Below are 17,474 nucleotides of genomic sequence, written 5' to 3' on the forward strand. Positions count from 1 at the left end.
CGGTTCATCCAATCAGGCAAGAAAGTAGAAGCAGCCGGCAATCACCAGGCCAGAGTAAACCAGGGCAATCAGGCAATAGCCCATGATGTCGCGGGCACCGAGGCCGACGATGCCGAGTAAGGGCAGGGCCCAGAACGGCTGGATCATGTTGGTCCAGGCGTCGCCCCAGGCAATCGCCATGGCGGTCACCGCGGGTGCAACGCCCAGGGCCTGACCCGCTGGCAGCATGATCGGCCCTTGTACGGCCCACTGCCCGCCGCCGGAGGGTACGAAGACGTTGACCACGCCCGCGCTGAGGAAGGCCAGCAGCGGGAAGCTGTCTGCAGACGAACCCTCGATAAACAGCTGGCTGATCTGCCCAGCCAGCGATATGCCGTCAGCATTAGCTCCGGTCATCATGCCCATAATCCCCGCGTAGAAGGGGAACAGCAGGACGATGCCGCCGATACCGCGCACGCTGATATCCACGGCGCGCATATAGCGCTCAGGCGAGCCATGCATGAGCAAACCGAGGAACAGAAAAATCCCGATGACGGTGTTGAGGTCGAGGGCAAAGCCTTTGCCCATGAAGTGCCCGACAAAATACACAGCGGCCATGGCCACCAGTGCCAGGCCAAGCAGGCGGCTGTCATCCAGGCGTTGCGCCGGTGTGTCGCGTGCCGGCAGTTCGCCTTCGGGTTCGGCGAGTAGCGCGGGATCGGCTGTTTTGCATTGTGCCGGGCTCGGGTGCATGGCGCGGTTGAGCAATGGCAGGCCGATCAGCAACAAGGCGATGATGCTCAGGTTCAGTGGGGTGAACAGGGTCATCTGGATGCCAATGGCTTCGGTGATCACACCGCCGCTGATGCGGGCGACATCGGCGCCGCCGCCAGCCAGTGCCAGCGGGATCGAGCCCGACAGACCGCCATGCCAGATCAGGAAACCAGTGTATGCCGAGGCCACCAGCAGCGGGTAATCGACGCCTTTGACCTGGCGTGCGAGGGCGCGGGCCATCACTGCACCAATGACCAGGCCAAAGCCCCAGTTGATCCAGCAGCCGAGCAAACTGATCAGGGTGATCATCACGATGGCCTGAGTCGGGCTGCGCGGAATGGCGGCCAGACGGTCAAGCAGGCGACGCAATGGCGGGGCGCTGGCCAGCGCATGGCCGGTAACAAACACCAAGGCCATTTGCATGGCGAACGCCAGCAGGGTCCAGAACCCGGCATTCCAGTGCTTGACCATGGTCGGCAGCCCCTGCTGGGTGCTGAACATCGCCAGCGCCAGCACGAACAGGCTGAGCAGGGCAGAGAACACGAATGGTGAAGGCAGGTAGCGCTGAACCAGCTGCACATTCCAGTGGGTAATTCGGGCGAACATGGCACTTCCTTTTTATTGTTGTGGGGTGAAAATTTAGCGGGTTAGCGGGTTAGCGGGCCAGCCAGCCTCCGTCCATGTTCCAGGCGGCGCCACGCACCTGAATAGCGGCATCGCTGCAGAGGAACAGGGCCAGCTCGCCGAGCTGTTCGGGGGTGACGAAATCCAGTGACGGCTGTTTCTCGCCCAGTAATTCCTCACGTGCGCGGGCGCTGTCACCATCGACGGTGCGGTCATCAATCTGTTTTTGCACCAAGGGCGTCAGCACCCAGCCGGGGCAGATGGCGTTGCAGGTGATACCGGTGGTGGCCGTTTCCAGCGCCACGCTTTTAGTCAGGCCAATCAAACCGTGCTTGGCGGCCACATAAGCGCTCTTGCCGGCTGAGGCAGCCAGGCCGTGAGCTGAGGCGATATTGATAATTCGTCCCCAGTTACGTGCACGCATGCTCGGCATGGCCAGACGGGTGGTGTGGAAAGCGGCGCTGAGGTTGATTGCGATGATTGCGTCCCAGCGTTCTACCGGGAAGTCTTCAACCGGCGCCACATGCTGGATGCCGGCGTTATTGACGAGGATGTCCACGCCGGCAAAGGTGCTGGCGGCGAAATGCATCAGTGCCTCGATTTCCTCAGGCTTGCTCATGTCCGCCGGGTGATGCTCGGCCCGCACGCCATGGGCGCGTACCGCCGCGACGGCAGTGTCGCTGTCGCCAAAACCGTTGAGCACTAAGTCAGCGCCGGCTTCAGCCAACTTCAGGGCGATACCTAAACCGATACCGCTGGTGGATCCAGTGACCAAAGCCACTTTACCTTGCAGATTCATGGGTGTTCTCCTGCGTTGTTGAGGTCAGACAATGCCGGTGGCATAGAAGGTAGCGATCACCACAAACACCGCCAGGGTTTTGATCAGGGTAATGCCGAAAATGTCTTTGTAGGCCTCGCGGTGGGTCAGACCGGTAACCGCCAGCAAGGTAATCACTGCGCCGTTGTGCGGCAGAGTATCCATACCGCCACTGGCCATTGAGGCCACTCGGTGCAGCACTTCGAGCGGAATGTTGGCGGCATTGGCGGCCGCGATAAAGGTCTCGGACATTGCGGCCAGCGCAATACTCATGCCACCCGATGCCGAGCCGGTGATGCCGGCCAGCAAGGTGACGGTGATGGCCTCGTTAACCAGCGGATTGGGAATGTTCTTCAGCGCATCGGACAGCACCAAAAAGCCTGGCAGTGAGGCGATCACCGCACCGAAGCCGTACTCCGATGCGGTGTTCATCGACGCCAACAGCGCCCCACCAACGGCGGTTTTGGTGCCTTCAGCGAGTTTATTGCGAATAACTCGGAAGGCGCAGATCAGTACGAACATAATACCCAGCAGCAGTGCCGCCTGTACTGCCCAGATGCCGGTCAGCTTGGCCACTTCGCTTTGCACCGGCGCGGCCATGCCGGCCAGCTGCAGGCTATGTGTCTCGCCATAAACCAGGGGGATCCAGCGCGTTAGTAGCAGATTGGCAATGCCTACCAAAACTAGGGGTGCGAGTGCCAACCAAGGGTTGGGCAGGGAAATGTCTTCCGGGGTTTCCGGTTCATTGCGCAGCTCTGTGCCGTAGCCTTCATCCTTGTGCTTGGCTTTGCGCAGTTGGCGATGCAGATAAAGCATGCCAGCGCTGAACACAAAGATACTGCCGATCAGCCCCAGCCAAGGCGCGGCCCATGAGGTGGTGCCGAAGAACGCGGTGGGGATGATGTTCTGGATCTGCGGCGTGCCGGGCAGGGCGTCCATGGTGAAGCTGAACGCACCGAGGGCAATAGTCGCCGGGATCAGGCGCTTGGGGATGTTGCTCTGGCGGAACATCTCGGCAGCAAAGGGGTAGACGGCGAACACCACCACGAACAGCGAAACCCCGCCGTAGGTAAGCAAGGCGCAGACCAACACGATGACCAGCATTGCTTGGTTTGAGCCGAACAAGCGGATAGCGGCGGCGACAATAGAGCGCGAGAAGCCGGATAGCTCAATCAGCTTGCCGAACACCGCACCGAGCAAAAACACTGGGAAGTACAGTTTGATAAAGCCGACCATCTTTTCCATGAACACGCCTGTGAAGGCGGGTGCCACAGCGGATGGATCGGTGAGCAGAACGGCGCCAAGGGCCGCGATGGGGGCGAACAGAATGACGCTGTAGCCGCGATAGGCGGCGAGCATCAGCAAGGCAAGTGCCGCGAGGGCAATGATTACGCTCATGGAGCAATCTCCTGGTTTCGCGTGCGGCGTACCGGCAGCGATAATTGTTTTTGTAAGCGACGGAGAGGCCGCGAGAGAGCAATAGCTATTTCTGTGCCAACTAGTTAAGTGATTGATTTAAATAATTTTTATTGATTTTTGAAGGGGCTGGTTAATTGCCTTGTCTTACTAGTGAGACGAAATTAACGCTGTATTCAGCTGTAGACATTGAAAAATGGGCTGTCTCTTTATGGAGATTCAGTCTCTGTTTTAGGATGAGAGGCCCAGGGCGAGCAGCTTCTTGTACAGGGTGGAGCGTCCCAGGCCCAGGCGCTGCGCGGCTTGCGGCACATTGCCGGCCGCTTCAACAAGGGCCTGGCGCAGCAGTTCGCGCTCGAATGCCTCGCGGGCGGCATAGAAATTTGCAGTGTCCAAGCTGGCTGGCCCGGGTGTGCTCGGAGTCGTCTTCACTATCGGATTCAAACGGCCGATTGCAGCACTGAGGGCGGCGGCGCTGAGCAGGGTTTCGTCACTCAACAGGGCGGCGCGCTCAAGCACGTTGCGCAGTTCGCGGATATTGCCCGGCCAGCTATGGCTAGCCAGCAGGTTCAGGGCATCGGCGGCAAGTTCGTGATGGCCCGGTAATACTTCAAGCATGGCCTCGCACAGCGCTGGCAAATCATCGAGACGCTCGCGCAGGGGCGGCACCAGCAGCGGCAGCACATTCAGTCGATAGTAAAGGTCGGCGCGGAAACGCCCGGCATCCACCGCGGCTTGCAGGTCCAGTGAGGTGGCTGCCACCAGGCGCACATCACAGCGGCGGATTTCGTTGGAACCTACCGGCTCGTATTCATGCTCCTGCAACACGCGCAACAGCTTGCTCTGCATGGCCAGGGGCATGTCGCCAACTTCATCGAGAAACAGCGTGCCGCCCTCGGCGATCTGCAGTTTGCCGGGACGTCCTTTACGGTCTGCGCCGGTAAACGCCCCAGGCGCTGTGCCGAAAAATTCGGCTTCCAGCAGATTTTCCGGAATCGCCGCACAGTTAACCCCGACGAAGGCTTTGTGTGCCCGAGCGGACGCATGGTGAATCGCATGGGCCAGCAGTTCCTTACCGGTGCCGGTTTCGCCCAACAACAGGATCGGCGATTCACTGGTGGCGCCGCGCCGCGCCCGGCGCTTGATCTCCATGCTGGCTGCGCTGCTGCCAATAAAATGGGCAAAGCTGTATTTGGCCTGGCGTGCCTGCAATAAGGAGCGGGTCGAGGCGAGCTCTTCCTGGATCTGCATAAAACGGGTAACCAGCGGCGCGAGATTCTTCAGTTGGTCGAATAGCGCAAAACCGATAGCGCCAATCACCGTGCCGGCATCGTCGTGAATCGGCAGGCGCATCACCACCAACGGCCCGCCAGGCGTATCAAGCATGTCCAAGAGTATCGGCTGGCCGGTCTCTACCACCTGACGCAGTAGGCTACAGGGGATGACTTTCTCCACTTCCTGCCCGATAGCTACGCTGGCCTGCTCAAGACCATAGCGGCGCGCATAACGTTCGTTCATCCAAACGATGCGTGCCTGTTTATCAACGATCACCGTACCTTCACTGGACTGCTCGATAATCTCGAATAGCGAGCGGATGGCCAGCAGACGCACGTGCTGATAGTCACGCAGGGTGGATTCATCGCTCATTGGATGTCTCGGCAACAGGTAAAAGGCCCAGCTTAATCGCTGTGGCGTGGGCCGGGGAAGTTGATCGCGCTCACCGAAGCTGTCTCGCCAGCGTAGCCCGCGCCACGCGCGAACCATTGGGTTTATCCAGCACGGTGCAGATGCGCTGGCCAGCGCTAATCAGCTTGTCCATATCGATGCCGGTTTCTATGCCCAAACCGTTGAGCAGGTACAGCACGTCTTCGGTTGCCACGTTGCCGGTCGCGCCTTTGGCGTAGGGGCAACCGCCCAGGCCGGCGACCGAACTGTCGAATACGCTGATGCCTTCAAGCAGGCTGGCGTAGATATTCGCCAGGGCCTGGCCGTAAGTGTCATGGAAGTGTCCGGCCAGCTTTTCACGCGGTATATCGCGGCCAACTACCTCGAACAAGCGTCGGGTATCACCCGCCGTGCCGGCGCCGATGGTGTCGCCCAGCGACACTTCATAGCAGCCCATGGCGAATAATTCACGGGCGACTAGGGCGATCTGCTCGGGCGCTACGCTGCCGTCATACGGGCAGCCCAGCACGCAGGAAACATAGCCGCGTACGCGCACACCGTGCTGTTTGGCTGCGACCATTAGCGGCACAAAGCGCTCAAGGCTCTCGGCAATCGAGCAGTTGATGTTCTTTTGCGAGAAGGCCTCAGAGGCGGCGGCGAATACGGCGACTTCTTTTACGCCGGCCTCAAGCGCGGCTTCAAAGCCACGCAGATTGGGGGTGAGGGCGGCGTAGGTGACGCCTGGCTGCTGCTGGATTTGCGCAAAAACCTCGGCGCTCCCGGCCATCTGCGGCACCCACTTGGGTGAGACGAAGCTACCGACTTCGATATAGCTAAGCCCAGCGGCGGACAGGTCATCGACCAAGCGCACTTTGTCGGCGACGCTGATCGGCTGTTTCTCGTTCTGCAAACCGTCGCGCGGGCCGACTTCGACCAGGCGCACTTGTTTGGGTAGGTTCATGCACTTTCTCCGTATGTATGGTTGATAGAGAGGCGCAGCTGGCGCTTTCCCCATCCGCCATGACCATTCGCTGTAAATGCCCTGGTGGACATTAAACGCGATGTCCACCCTACGTTGTTATGCGCTGGCTTCGTCGAGTTCGACCAGCACCGCGCCTTCGCTGACCATCTCGCCTTCGTTGCAATACAGCGCCTTGACCGTTCCGGCATGGGCGGCGCGGATGCTGTGCTCCATCTTCATTGCTTCCAGCACCACCAGTGCGGTGCCGGCCTCGACCTGCTGACCGGCTTCGACCAGTACCCGCACGATGCTGCCGTTCATGGGGGCGGTCAGGCCGCCGTGCTGGCTGTGGCTGGCTTCGACTTCGGCGATGGGGTCGAAGCGCTGAACGCTGCGCAGTTCGCCGGCGTATTGCAGATACAAAGTATTCCCACGACGGATCGCCTGATGCTGCTGGCGCAAACCATCACAGGTCACCGACAGCGTTTCGCCGTGCAACTGCACCGTTGAGGCGGCCGCGTGACGCAGGCGCACCACCTGCCGTTCCCCCTGGCAACTTAAGTGCAGGTCGGTTTCTGCCGGCAGGCCCAGGCGCAAGCCGTTGTTACTGGCCCACGGAGAGTGGTAGTCGTCATGGCGCTGCTGCGGCGCCTCGCTCTGCACGAAGGCTTTGGCGGCTAACTGCCAGAACTCGGCAGGCAGTTCGCTCACTGGTGGCAGCAGTTGTGCTTCATGGCGCGGGATAAAGCCGGTGTCCAGTTCCGCTGCGGCAAAGGCCGGGTGGGCCAGTACGCGGGTGAGGAATGTCAGGTTGGTGCGCACGCCGCCCACGCAGGTTTCCTTGAGCATGGCCAGCAGGCGCAGGCGTGCCTCTTCGCGGTTTTCGCCCCAGGCGATCAGCTTGCCGAGCATAGGGTCGTAGAACGGCGAGACTTCATCGCCTTCACTGACGCCGCTGTCGACGCGCCGGCCTGGGCCCGCTGCTGCTTCGCGGTACAGCGCCAGGGTGCCGGTGGCCGGCAGGAAGTCGTTGTCCGGATCTTCTGCGTACAGGCGCACTTCGATGGCGTGGCCGATCAGTGGTACTTGCTCTTGGCTGATCGGCAGTGCTTCGCCACGGGCTACGCGGATCTGCCAAGCGACGAGGTCGAGGCCGGTGATCAGCTCGGTCACCGGGTGTTCAACTTGCAGGCGGGTGTTCATCTCCATAAAGAAGAAGTCGCCGCGCTCATCCAGCAGGAACTCTACGGTGCCGGCGCCGACATAGCCGATGGCTTGTGCGGCTTTTACTGCGGCTTCGCCCATGGCACGGCGCAGTTCGGGCGTCAGCCCAGGCGCCGGCGCTTCTTCGACCACTTTCTGGTGACGGCGTTGGATCGAGCAGTCGCGCTCGTTCAGGTACAGGCAGTTGCCGTGACTGTCGGCGAATACCTGGATTTCCACATGGCGTGGCTTGAGCACGTATTTCTCTACCAGCATGCGCGAGTCGCCAAACGACGACTGCGCTTCGCGCTGGGCCGAGGCCAGCGCTTCGGCCAGTTCGCTTTCGCGTTCAACCACCTTCATGCCCTTGCCGCCGCCACCTGCCGTGGCTTTGAGCAGTACGGGATAGCCGATACGCGCAGACGCGTCGCAGAAGGTTTGCGCATCCTGCGCTTCGCCGTGATAACCCGGCACCAGCGGTACGCCGGCGGCGTCCATCAAGGCTTTGGCGGCGGATTTGCTGCCCATGGCATCGATGGCTGAGGCAGGCGGGCCGAGAAAGATCAGCCCAGCGGCTTCAATGGCGCGGGCAAAGCCGGCGTTTTCCGAAAGAAAGCCATAGCCAGGGTGAATCGCTTGGGCGCCGCTGGCCTGGGCGGCGGCGATCAGCTTATCCACCAGCAGGTAACTGTCTGCCGGCTTGGCCCCGCCGAGGTTTACTGCCACATCGGCTTCGCGCACATGGCGCGCGTTTGCATCGATGGCGCTGTGTACCGCCACCGTACGAATGCCCATGGCTTTGGCCGTGTGCATCACCCGACAGGCGATTTCGCCACGGTTGGCTACCAGCAATGTGTCGATAGGCTTGAGGCTCATGCGGATGGCTCCTGCCAGGCGGGCTTAGGTTTATCGAGCAGCTGGCCGCGCAGGGCGAAAATAACCACTGCGTCAAGGACGATGATCATGGTCATTACTCCTGCCAGCTCGGTTTGCGTTTATCCAGGAAAGCGCGCAGACCTTCCTGACCTTCCGCACTGACGCGGATACGGGCAATGGCGTTTTCGGTATAGCGGCGCAGGGCCGGGGTCAGCACGCCGCTGCCGACTTCACGCAGCAAGTCTTTGCTGGCCTGCATGGCTTGCGGGCTGTTGAGCAGCAGGGTGCTGATCCAGTGTTCGACCTGAGCGTCCAACTCAGCAGGCGGATAGCTCTCGGCAAACAAACCCAGCGCCTGCGCCTGTGCACCGCTAAAGCGCTCGGCGGTGAGTGCATATCGCCGCGCTGCGCGCTCACCAATCGCTTGCACAACGAAAGGGCTGATCACAGCTGGCGCCAAGCCGATGCGAACTTCCGACAGGCACAGCTGCGCGTCGCTGGTGCCGATGGCCATATCGCAGCAACTGATCAGGCCCAACGCGCCACCGAAGGCCGCACCTTGCACCACGGCCAGGGTCGGAATCTTCAGCTGATAAAGGTTGTGCATCAGCTCGGCCAGTTCGCGCGAGTCAGCCAGGTTGGCGGTGTAGTCCAACGTGGCGGCGTGTTGCATCCAGGCCAAATCAGCACCGGCGGAGAAGTGCTTACCACGGCCGCGCAGCAGCAGAAAGCGCAGAGATTTATCAGCCTTCACTGCGTCGAGGGCAAGAATCAGTTCGCGGATCATTTCGGCGTTAAAGGCGTTGTGCTTGTCGGCGCGATTGAGCCAAAGCGTGGCGAAACCGCGCGGGTCTGTTTCAAGCTCGATGGTGGTGAAGTCAATCATTACTAGGGCCTTGGGTAGGGTGGAAGACGTTTTTCTCTTCCACCATCAGTGGCGAATCGGTGGATAGATAAAACGCCAGCTACGCGCCCCGATCCACCCTACGGTTACATGCGGAATATGCCGAACTGCGTCGGTTCGATCGGCGCGTTGAGGCTGGCAGACAGCGCCAGGCCCAGTACATCGCGGGTTTGCGCCGGGTCGATGACGCCGTCGTCCCACAAGCGGGCGCTGGAGTAGTAGGGGTGACCCTGGCGCTCGTATTGTTCGAGGATCGGTTGCTTGAGCGCCGCCTCATCCTCTGCCGAGAAGCTCTGCCCGGCGCGCGCCGCCTGCTCGTGCTTAACCTGCACCAGCACACCGGCAGCCTGTTCGGCGCCCATCACGCCGATGCGTGCGTTCGGCCACATCCACAAGAAACGCGGCTCAAAGGCGCGGCCGCACATGCCGTAGTTACCGGCGCCGAAGCTGCCACCGATTATCACGGTGAACTTCGGTACTTTGGCACAGGCCACGGCGTTGACCAGCTTGGCGCCGTGCTTGGCGATGCCGCCGGCTTCGTACTTCTGCCCGACCATAAAGCCGGTGATGTTCTGCAGAAATACCAGCGGAATGCCACGCTGGCAGGCCAACTCGATAAAGTGCGCGCCTTTTTGCGCCGATTCGGCGAACAGAATCCCATTATTGGCGAGGATCGCCACCGGATAGCCGTGGATATGCGCAAAGCCGCAGACCAGGGTCGCGCCGAACAGCGCCTTGAATTCATCAAATACGCTGCCATCGACGGTGCGGGCAATCACCTCGCGCACATCGAAGGGCTGCTTGGCGTCGGCCGGGATCACCCCGTACAGCTCCTCACCGCTGTACAGCGGGTTGATCGGCGCACGGCTATTGATTACGCCGAGCTTGCGCCAGTTCAAATTGCTAATACAGCGACGGGCCAGGGCTAGCGCATGCTCATCGTTGTCGGCGTAATGGTCGGCCACGCCGCTGGTTTTGCAGTGCACATCGGCGCCGCCCAGGTCTTCAGCGCTGACTACTTCACCGGTGGCGGCTTTTACCAGCGGCGGGCCTGCGAGGAAGATGGTCGCTTGGTTGCGCACCATGATCGCTTCATCGGCCATGGCCGGCACATACGCGCCGCCCGCGGTGCAGGAACCCATGACCACGGCGATTTGCGGGATGCCCATGGCGCTCATGTTGGCCTGGTTGAAGAATATTCGGCCGAAGTGTTCGCGGTCTGGAAACACATCATCCTGGCGCGGCAGGTTGGCGCCGCCGGAGTCCACCAGGTAGATGCATGGCAGGCGGTTCTGCTGGGCGATGGTCTGCGCGCGCAGGTGTTTTTTCACCGTCAATGGGTAGTAGCTGCCGCCTTTGACCGTGGCATCGTTGGCCACGATCATGCATTCCACGCCTTCAACCCGGCCAATGCCCGCCACCACGCCGGCTGCTGGTACGTCTTCGCCATACACCTCGTAGGCGGCTAACTGGCCGATTTCGAGGAAGGGTGAACCGGAGTCGAGCAGACGGTTGATGCGCTCGCGGGGTAGCAACTTGCCGCGCGAGGTATGGCGCTCCTGGGCCTTGGCACCGCCGCCATCATGCACACGGGCGAGCAGGGCGCGCAGGTCATTCACCTGGGTCAGCATCGCCTTGCTATTGGCGGCGAACTCCGGCGAGCGGGTATTGATCTGGGTATGCAGAATGGCCATCTGGCGCGCTCCGTCAGGCTTATTTGGTTTCGTTGAACAGCTCACGGCCGATCAGCATCCGACGAATTTCGCTGGTGCCCGCACCGATCTCGTAGAGCTTGGCGTCACGCAGCAGGCGGCCGGTGGGGTATTCGTTGATATAACCGTTACCGCCGAGAATCTGGATGGCATCGAGGGCCATTTGCGTGGCGCGCTCAGCGGTATAGAGAATGACCCCGGCGGCGTCCTTGCGCGTGGTTTCGCCATGGTCGCAGGCCTGGGCCACGGCATACAGGTAGGCGCGGCTGGCATTGAGCTGGGTGTACATGTCGGCGACTTTGCCCTGTATCAGCTGGAACTCGCCGATGCTCTGGCCGAACTGCTTGCGGTCGTGGATGTAAGGTACGATCACATCCATGCAGGCCTGCATGATCCCGGTTGGGCCGCCTGAGAGCACCACGCGTTCGTAGTCGAGGCCGCTCATCAGTACGCGCACGCCGCCATTGAGCTGACCGAGGACGTTCTCTTCTGGCACTTCGACGTTGTCGAAGAAAAGCTCACAGGTATTGGAACCACGCATGCCGAGTTTGTCGAACTTGCTGCCGCGGCTAAAACCCCTCCAGTCGCGCTCGACGATAAAGGCGCTGATGCCATGCGCGCCTTTGTCCAGGTCGGTTTTGGCGTAGATCACGTAGGTGTTGGCGTCGGGGCCGTTGGTGATCCAGGTTTTGCTGCCGTTGAGCACATAGCGGTCGCCTTGTTTGTCGGCGCGCAGCTTCATCGACACCACATCGGAGCCGGCATTCGGCTCGCTCATGGCCAGCGCACCGACATGCTCACCGCTAACCAGCTTGGGCAGGTACTTGGCTTTCTGCGCGGCGGTGCCATTGCGCTTGATCTGGTTCACACACAGGTTGGAGTGGGCGCCGTAGGAGAGGGCAACCGAGGCTGAGGCGCGACTGATCTCTTCCATGGCAATCACGTGAGCCAGATAACCCAACCCAGAGCCACCGTATTCCTCATCAACAGTGATGCCGAGCAGGCCCATGTCGCCGAACTTCTTCCACATATCGGCCGGGAACTGGTTCTCGCTGTCGATGGCGGCGGCGCGTGGCGCCAGCTCGGCTGCAACAAAGGCCTGCGTCTGCTCGCGCAGCATGTCGATGGTGTCGCCGAGGGCGAAGTTGAGGGACGGATAGCTCATGGTTCCACCTGTACTAATTGTTCTTAGGTTTAAGAGGTAATCACTTGTTTTTTATCGGTTTCGGCCAGAGCTGCAAGACAACGTTCTTCGGCTGTATCCAATTCAAGTTGCATCTGTTGAATATCCAGTAACTGCTGTTCGAGCTGGGCACGGCGTTCGGCAATCTTGCTCATAAAGGTATGCAGCTGCTTGTGGTTGCCATGGACCGGGTCGTACAACTCAATTAGCTCTTTGCATTCAGCCAGGGAAAAGCCAATGCGCTTGCCACGCAGGATCAGCTTGAGGGCGACCTTGTCTTTAGCGCTGTAGATGCGCTCTTGTCCGCGTCGTTCGGGGCTGAGCATCTGCTGCTCTTCGTAAAAACGAATGGCACGGGTGGTGATATCCAGCTCGCGGGCTAGATCGGAAATGGAATAGGTAGAGGCAGCCATGTTCGGTCTCTTGATTTACCTTTACGTTAACGTAAAGCTGCGTTGAGCACGTGTCAAGCTAGGCGGTGAACGTAAGAGAGCTGCTGCGGAGGGTAGCTGCACGCGCCTGCGCGGTGGTTCCTGCAGGCGTTTATGTAATGGGGAATATCTGATAAATATTTTATTTATCAGATATATAGAGAGTTAAGCTAAAGCTTTTACTGCTTTCGCTTCTTGGGCTAATGCTTGCTGGGCAATCTCGATAATCTGCTCGCGCATCCAGCGATTAGCCGGGTCTTGATCGGTGCTTTCGTGCCAATAGATGTGGGTTTCCAGCGGTGTCATATCCTTGACCGGTAGTTCCACATAATGCAGGTCGTTACGCCGGGCAAAGCGTTCCGGCACAGTCATGGCCATGTCGGTGCCTTGCAGTACCGTGGTGGCCATCAGGTAATGCTGGGAGCGCAGGGCAATTTTGCGCTGCATGCCCATACGCCCCAACGCCAGGTCAACGTGGCCGAGGCCGCTGCGGCGGCTGGAAATATGAATGTGGGTCAGGCCCATGTATTCGTCGAGGCTGATCTTGTCCTTGGCCAAGGGGTGACTCTTGCGCAGGGCGCAAACGTAGCGGTCTTCCATCAGCTTGACGTGACGCACTTGCGGGTCAGTATTGAGCGGTGCATCCACGGCGAAGTCTAGGCGACCGGCGGCCAGTTCTTTGGTGGTCTCACGGCGACGTGCCAGCATGCTTTCAATATTTACGTTGGGGGCCATACGGCGCAGACGTTGAAACAGCGGCGGCAAGATGATCGCTTCAGTGAGGTCGGTCATGCTGATGCGGAAGGTCTTGTTGGCTTGGCTCGGGTTGAAGATGCGGCTTTCCTGCACGGAGATGCGCAGTTGCTGTAGCGCATTGCGCACCGGGCTGATGATGTTCTGCGCCATTGGCGTGGGCACCATGCCCTGCGCGGTGCGCACGAACAGTGGGTCATTAAAGGTTTCGCGCAGGCGCGCCAGAGCGTTGGATACAGCGGGCTGGGTAATGCCGACAATCTGCCCCGCGCGGGTCAGATTGGCCTCGGTATAAATGGCATCGAAGACGACAAAGAGGTTGAGGTCGACCTTGTTGAGATTCATGACACGCTCGCTCTGCAGGTTGTCGGTATTAGCCGATCATATATCGGTGATGAATGTTTATACACGCTGAGAATAGATTAGATAAATCTTAACCCCTGTTCTAGCATCATTTCACCTCACCGAATTTCCTAAAAATCAGCGCCAGAAGGTACCCCTCATGGATTTCGCTTACTCCCCCAAGGTTCAGCAGTTACGTGAACGCGTTACCGCGTTTATGGAAACGCATGTCTACCCAGCTGAAGCCGTGTTCGAGCAACAGATCAATCAAGGCGACCGCTGGCAGCCCACTGCGATCATGGATGAGTTGAAAGCCAAGGCTAAAGCTGAAGGCCTATGGAACCTATTCCTGCCCGACTCCGAACTGGGCGCAGGCCTGACCAACAGCGAGTACGCGCCGCTGGCAGAAATCATGGGTAGCTCCTTGATTGGCCCCGAGCCGTTCAACTGCGCGGCTCCCGACACCGGTAACATGGAAGTATTGGTGCGCTACGCCAATGAAGCGCAGAAAGAAAAGTGGCTCAAGCCATTGTTGGACGGCACCATCCGCTCGGCTTTCGCCATGACCGAGCCTGGCGTTGCCTCAAGCGATGCCACCAATATGGAAGCTCGCGCCGTACGTGAAGGTGATGAGTGGGTGATCAACGGCCGCAAGTGGTGGACCTCCGGTGCCTGCGATCCGCGCTGCAAGATCATGATTTTCATGGGCCTGACCAACCCCGATGGCCCTCGCCATGCGCAGCACTCGATGATTCTGGTGCCGATGGACACTCCCGGCGTGAAAGTGCTGCGCCCCTTGACGGTATTCGGCTACGACGACGCGCCGCACGGCCACGCTGAAGTGCTGTTCGAAAACGTGCGTGTGCCCTACGACAGCGTGCTGTTGGGTGAAGGGCGTGGCTTTGAAATCGCCCAAGGCCGTCTTGGCCCAGGTCGCATTCACCACTGCATGCGTTCTATCGGTATGGCCGAGCGCGCATTGAAACTGATGTGCGAGCGTTCCATCAGTCGTAGCGCTTTCGGTAAGCCGCTGGCGCGTCTGGGCGGTAACATCGACCACATCGCTGACTCGCGGATGGAAATCAACATGGCGCGCCTGTTGACCCTCAATGCGGCCTACATGATGGATACCGTGGGCAATAAAATTGCCGCGAGTGAAATCGCCCAGATCAAGGTAGTCGCGCCTAACGTGGCGCTGAAAGTGATCGACCGCGCGATCCAGATGCATGGCGGTGCTGGGGTTTCCGGCGACTTCCCATTGGCCTACTGGTATGCGATGCAGCGCACGCTGCGCCTGGCTGATGGTCCGGACGAAGTGCATCGCGCGGCGATTGGCAAGTTCGAGATCGGTAAGTACGTGTCTAAAGATGTGATGAACGCCAGCCGTTAAAGCGTTTCAGCACTTCACAGCACAAGGCCCGCATATGCGGGCCTTGTGCGTTATCGGTTAGCGCCGCTGCCGGCGGTGCAAATGAGTTATTAAGGTTGATCAGTAAACCCAGACTTCAACCCGACGATTTTTGATCCGTCCTTCATCAGCGCTGTTGGTGGCCACTGGCAGTTCATCACCCAAACCAATGATGTCGCGGAAGATCACGCCTGCTTTACTCAGCTCACGGCGAACGGCCATGGCACGTAATTTGGACAGCAGTTCGGCGCGGGCGGGATCTGCCTTGGCATCGCCGAAACCAACTAATACCACTTTGCCTTGTAGCTTGTTCTGCTCGCGGAGATAGGCCTGCAAGCGGTTTAGGTCGCGCAGGGCCTTGTTATCCAGGCTGGCGCTGCCTTCCTGAAAGCGGAAGTTCACTGACAAGCGCTGAGCCTGCTCAGCCAAGGTCTGGTAGCGCGCAGGCATGTGCGCATGTGTGGTGATCTTCACTGCCTGTACGGTCTGCGCGATAAACCCGCTTTGCTCGACAATCGCTTGGCCGCGCGGGCTATGGGCGAACTTCACGAGGGCCCGTGCCCAAGGGTTGTTCAGTTGCGGCTGGTTGTAAAAAAACAACCGGCGCGACAGTGGGTAATCTTCGGTGGCAATCAAGGTCAGGCTCGGCAGCATGGGTTGCGAGTCGCCGGCTGCAATGGCCACCGCCTTGGCCTGGCGGATATAAGGTAAGCCGATAAAGCCAATACCGTTACGGTCTTGACTGACTAAATCAGAAAGCTTCTCGCTGGATTCGAAACGCTTAGCGTTGCTGGCCAGAGCTTTGCCATTAGCACTGAGCACCAATTCTTTGAAGGTGTCATAGGTGCCGGACTTGTCGTCGCGGGCGTACAGATTGATCGCTCCGGCCGGTGCGCCCAGTTGTGCCCAGTCGTTGATTTCGCCTGCAAACACCTGCGCCAACTGTTCGGTGCTTAGAGCGGATACAGGGTTGTCGGGGTGCAGGATGATCGCCAGACCATCGAGGGCGATGATCTGCTCGGCGCTGGCGCTTTTCAGGTCACCTAGGGGGAGTAGGAGAGTGGCTTCGCTGTCCTTGATCGGCCGTGATGAAGCCGCCAGTTCGGCGCTGCCATCGGCCAGTGCAGTAAAGCCGGTACCCGAACCATGGGCCGCCACGTCAATACTCATGTTGCGGCCATCGGTGGTTTTAGCACTGATCTTCTGTTCGTTTTCCGCCGCGCCGGCGTCGATGCGGATGGCGCTCAGACCTTGTTGTTCAAACAACCCTTTGACCAACGCCGGACCCAACTTCGCACCAATGGTATTGGAGCCTTGGATGCGCAGCACACTGCTGCTATCAGAAGGCGCAGGCAGGGCCGCGAATACTGACCAAGGCAGGGCGTAGCAGATCGAACCCAGCAGCAAAAAGCTGATGGTACGGGTCCAGGTTTCACGATCAGAAGCAGAGTGGGCGCGCGGCATGCGACAAACACCTTGTATGGGTGAGTGAAAGTGCCGCGACGATAAGACAAATACGTGACTGCAATATGACAGTCACTTTTCTACGCAAACGCTCTAATACCGAGTTATTCGCTCAGTTCCAGCCAAATCGGTGCGTGATCCGAAGGCTTCTCCATGCCGCGCAGGTCGTAATCAATACCCGTCTCTTTAATCCGCGCCTGCAGTGCCTGGGAGGCGAGAATGACGTCGATGCGCAGGCCACGCTTGGGCTCGTCTTCGAAACCGCGGCTGCGGTAATCGAACCAGCTGAAGCGATCATTCACCGTCGGGTTGAGCTGGCGGAAGCTGTCGACCAGGCCCCAGTTTTTTAACGTGGCCAGCCACTCGCGCTCTTCTGGGAGAAAGCTGCATTTACCGCTTTTCAACCAGCGCAAGCGATTCGGCTCACCGATGCCGATGTCGATGTCTTCCGTAGAGATGTTGATATCGCCCATCACCACCAGCGGCTGCTGTGGGCTGAACTGGCTCAGCAGCAGATTCTGCAAGTCAGCGTAGAAGCGTTGTTTGGCTGGGAACTTGGTCGGGTGGACACGGCTTTCACCTTGCGGAAAGTAGCCATTCATCACCGTCACCGGGTTGCCCTGAGCGTCGGCGAAAGTGCCATAGATGAAACGACGCTGGGCGTCTTCGCCATCGCCGGGAAAGCCTTTATGCAGGCTCAACGGTTCCTGGCGCGAGAGTAAAGCCACGCCGTAATGGCCTTTCTGGCCGTGACAGTGGACGTGATAACCCAGCTCGCGGATGGCTGATTCAGGGAACTGCTCGTCAGCCACCTTGGTTTCCTGCAGGCCAATGACATCCGGCTGGTGCTTATCGATCAACGCGGCCAGTTGATGAGGGCGTGCACGCAGGCCATTGATATTGAAGGAGACGATCTTCATGGGCGGCTGTCCTGAATGGTGTTTTTGGAAAACCCGTGATGC

At 59.6% G+C, this 17,474-nt stretch carries 14 protein-coding genes; 1 reads left to right on the forward strand and 13 read right to left on the reverse strand.

Going from position 1 to position 17,474, the window contains the following annotated elements; genetic code table 11:
* Positions 1–12: 12 nt before the first annotated feature.
* From BMZ32_RS10060 to BMZ32_RS10110, 11 genes are all read right to left on the reverse strand, one after another.
* The gene (locus BMZ32_RS10060; RefSeq protein ID WP_090241836.1) at positions 13–1,359 is read right to left on the reverse strand and encodes a short-chain fatty acid transporter; all 1,347 of its coding nucleotides are present in this window, start codon (positions 1,357–1,359) and stop codon (positions 13–15) included.
* Between the two features lie 49 nt (positions 1,360–1,408).
* Entirely contained in the window at positions 1,409–2,176 is a 768-nt protein-coding gene (locus BMZ32_RS10065) for a 3-hydroxybutyrate dehydrogenase (RefSeq protein WP_090241837.1), read from the reverse strand.
* Between the two features lie 24 nt (positions 2,177–2,200).
* A complete protein-coding gene (locus BMZ32_RS10070; protein WP_090241838.1) occupies positions 2,201–3,592 on the reverse strand; it encodes a GntP family permease in 1,392 nt (463 codons plus the stop codon).
* A 249-nt stretch (positions 3,593–3,841) separates the two neighbouring features.
* Entirely contained in the window at positions 3,842–5,257 is a 1,416-nt protein-coding gene (locus BMZ32_RS10075) for a sigma-54 interaction domain-containing protein (protein ID WP_090241839.1), read from the reverse strand.
* 70 nt (positions 5,258–5,327) lie between these two features.
* A complete protein-coding gene (locus tag BMZ32_RS10080; protein WP_090241840.1) occupies positions 5,328–6,236 on the reverse strand; it encodes a hydroxymethylglutaryl-CoA lyase in 909 nt (302 codons plus the stop codon).
* A 117-nt stretch (positions 6,237–6,353) separates the two neighbouring features.
* Positions 6,354–8,315 (reverse strand): acetyl/propionyl/methylcrotonyl-CoA carboxylase subunit alpha, encoded by a 1,962-nt coding sequence (locus BMZ32_RS10085; RefSeq protein ID WP_090241841.1) that lies wholly within the window; start codon positions 8,313–8,315, stop codon positions 6,354–6,356.
* 94 nt (positions 8,316–8,409) lie between these two features.
* Complete coding sequence (locus tag BMZ32_RS10090) at positions 8,410–9,201, reverse strand: gamma-carboxygeranoyl-CoA hydratase (protein WP_090241842.1); 792 nt, start codon at positions 9,199–9,201, stop codon at positions 8,410–8,412.
* A 104-nt stretch (positions 9,202–9,305) separates the two neighbouring features.
* A complete protein-coding gene (locus BMZ32_RS10095; protein ID WP_090241843.1) occupies positions 9,306–10,913 on the reverse strand; it encodes a carboxyl transferase domain-containing protein in 1,608 nt (535 codons plus the stop codon).
* A gap of 19 nt (positions 10,914–10,932) precedes the next feature.
* Positions 10,933–12,096 carry an isovaleryl-CoA dehydrogenase gene (locus BMZ32_RS10100; protein ID WP_090241844.1) on the reverse strand — a complete coding sequence of 388 codons (1,164 nt, stop codon included), beginning with the start codon at positions 12,094–12,096 and terminating at the stop codon, positions 10,933–10,935.
* 29 nt (positions 12,097–12,125) lie between these two features.
* On the reverse strand, positions 12,126–12,527 hold the full coding sequence (locus BMZ32_RS10105; protein WP_090241845.1) for a MerR family transcriptional regulator: 402 nt from the start codon (positions 12,525–12,527) through the stop codon (positions 12,126–12,128).
* Between the two features lie 183 nt (positions 12,528–12,710).
* Complete coding sequence (locus BMZ32_RS10110) at positions 12,711–13,643, reverse strand: LysR family transcriptional regulator (protein WP_090241846.1); 933 nt, start codon at positions 13,641–13,643, stop codon at positions 12,711–12,713.
* Positions 13,644–13,800: 157 nt separating this feature from the next.
* On the opposite strand from BMZ32_RS10110, the gene BMZ32_RS10115 reads away from it, so the two are divergent.
* Positions 13,801–15,030, forward strand: a complete 1,230-nt coding sequence (locus BMZ32_RS10115; RefSeq protein WP_090241847.1) for an acyl-CoA dehydrogenase — start codon at positions 13,801–13,803, stop codon at positions 15,028–15,030.
* A gap of 99 nt (positions 15,031–15,129) precedes the next feature.
* On the opposite strand, the gene BMZ32_RS10120 is transcribed toward BMZ32_RS10115, so the two are convergent.
* Entirely contained in the window at positions 15,130–16,512 is a 1,383-nt protein-coding gene (locus BMZ32_RS10120) for a substrate-binding domain-containing protein (RefSeq protein WP_090241848.1), read from the reverse strand.
* 104 nt (positions 16,513–16,616) lie between these two features.
* Complete coding sequence (xthA, locus tag BMZ32_RS10125; protein WP_090241849.1) at positions 16,617–17,432, reverse strand: exodeoxyribonuclease III; 816 nt, start codon at positions 17,430–17,432, stop codon at positions 16,617–16,619.
* Positions 17,433–17,474: the final 42 nt, after the last annotated feature.

The organism is Pseudomonas guineae (assembly GCF_900113745.1).
Classification (GTDB): Bacteria; Pseudomonadota; Gammaproteobacteria; order Pseudomonadales; family Pseudomonadaceae; genus Aquipseudomonas; species Aquipseudomonas guineae.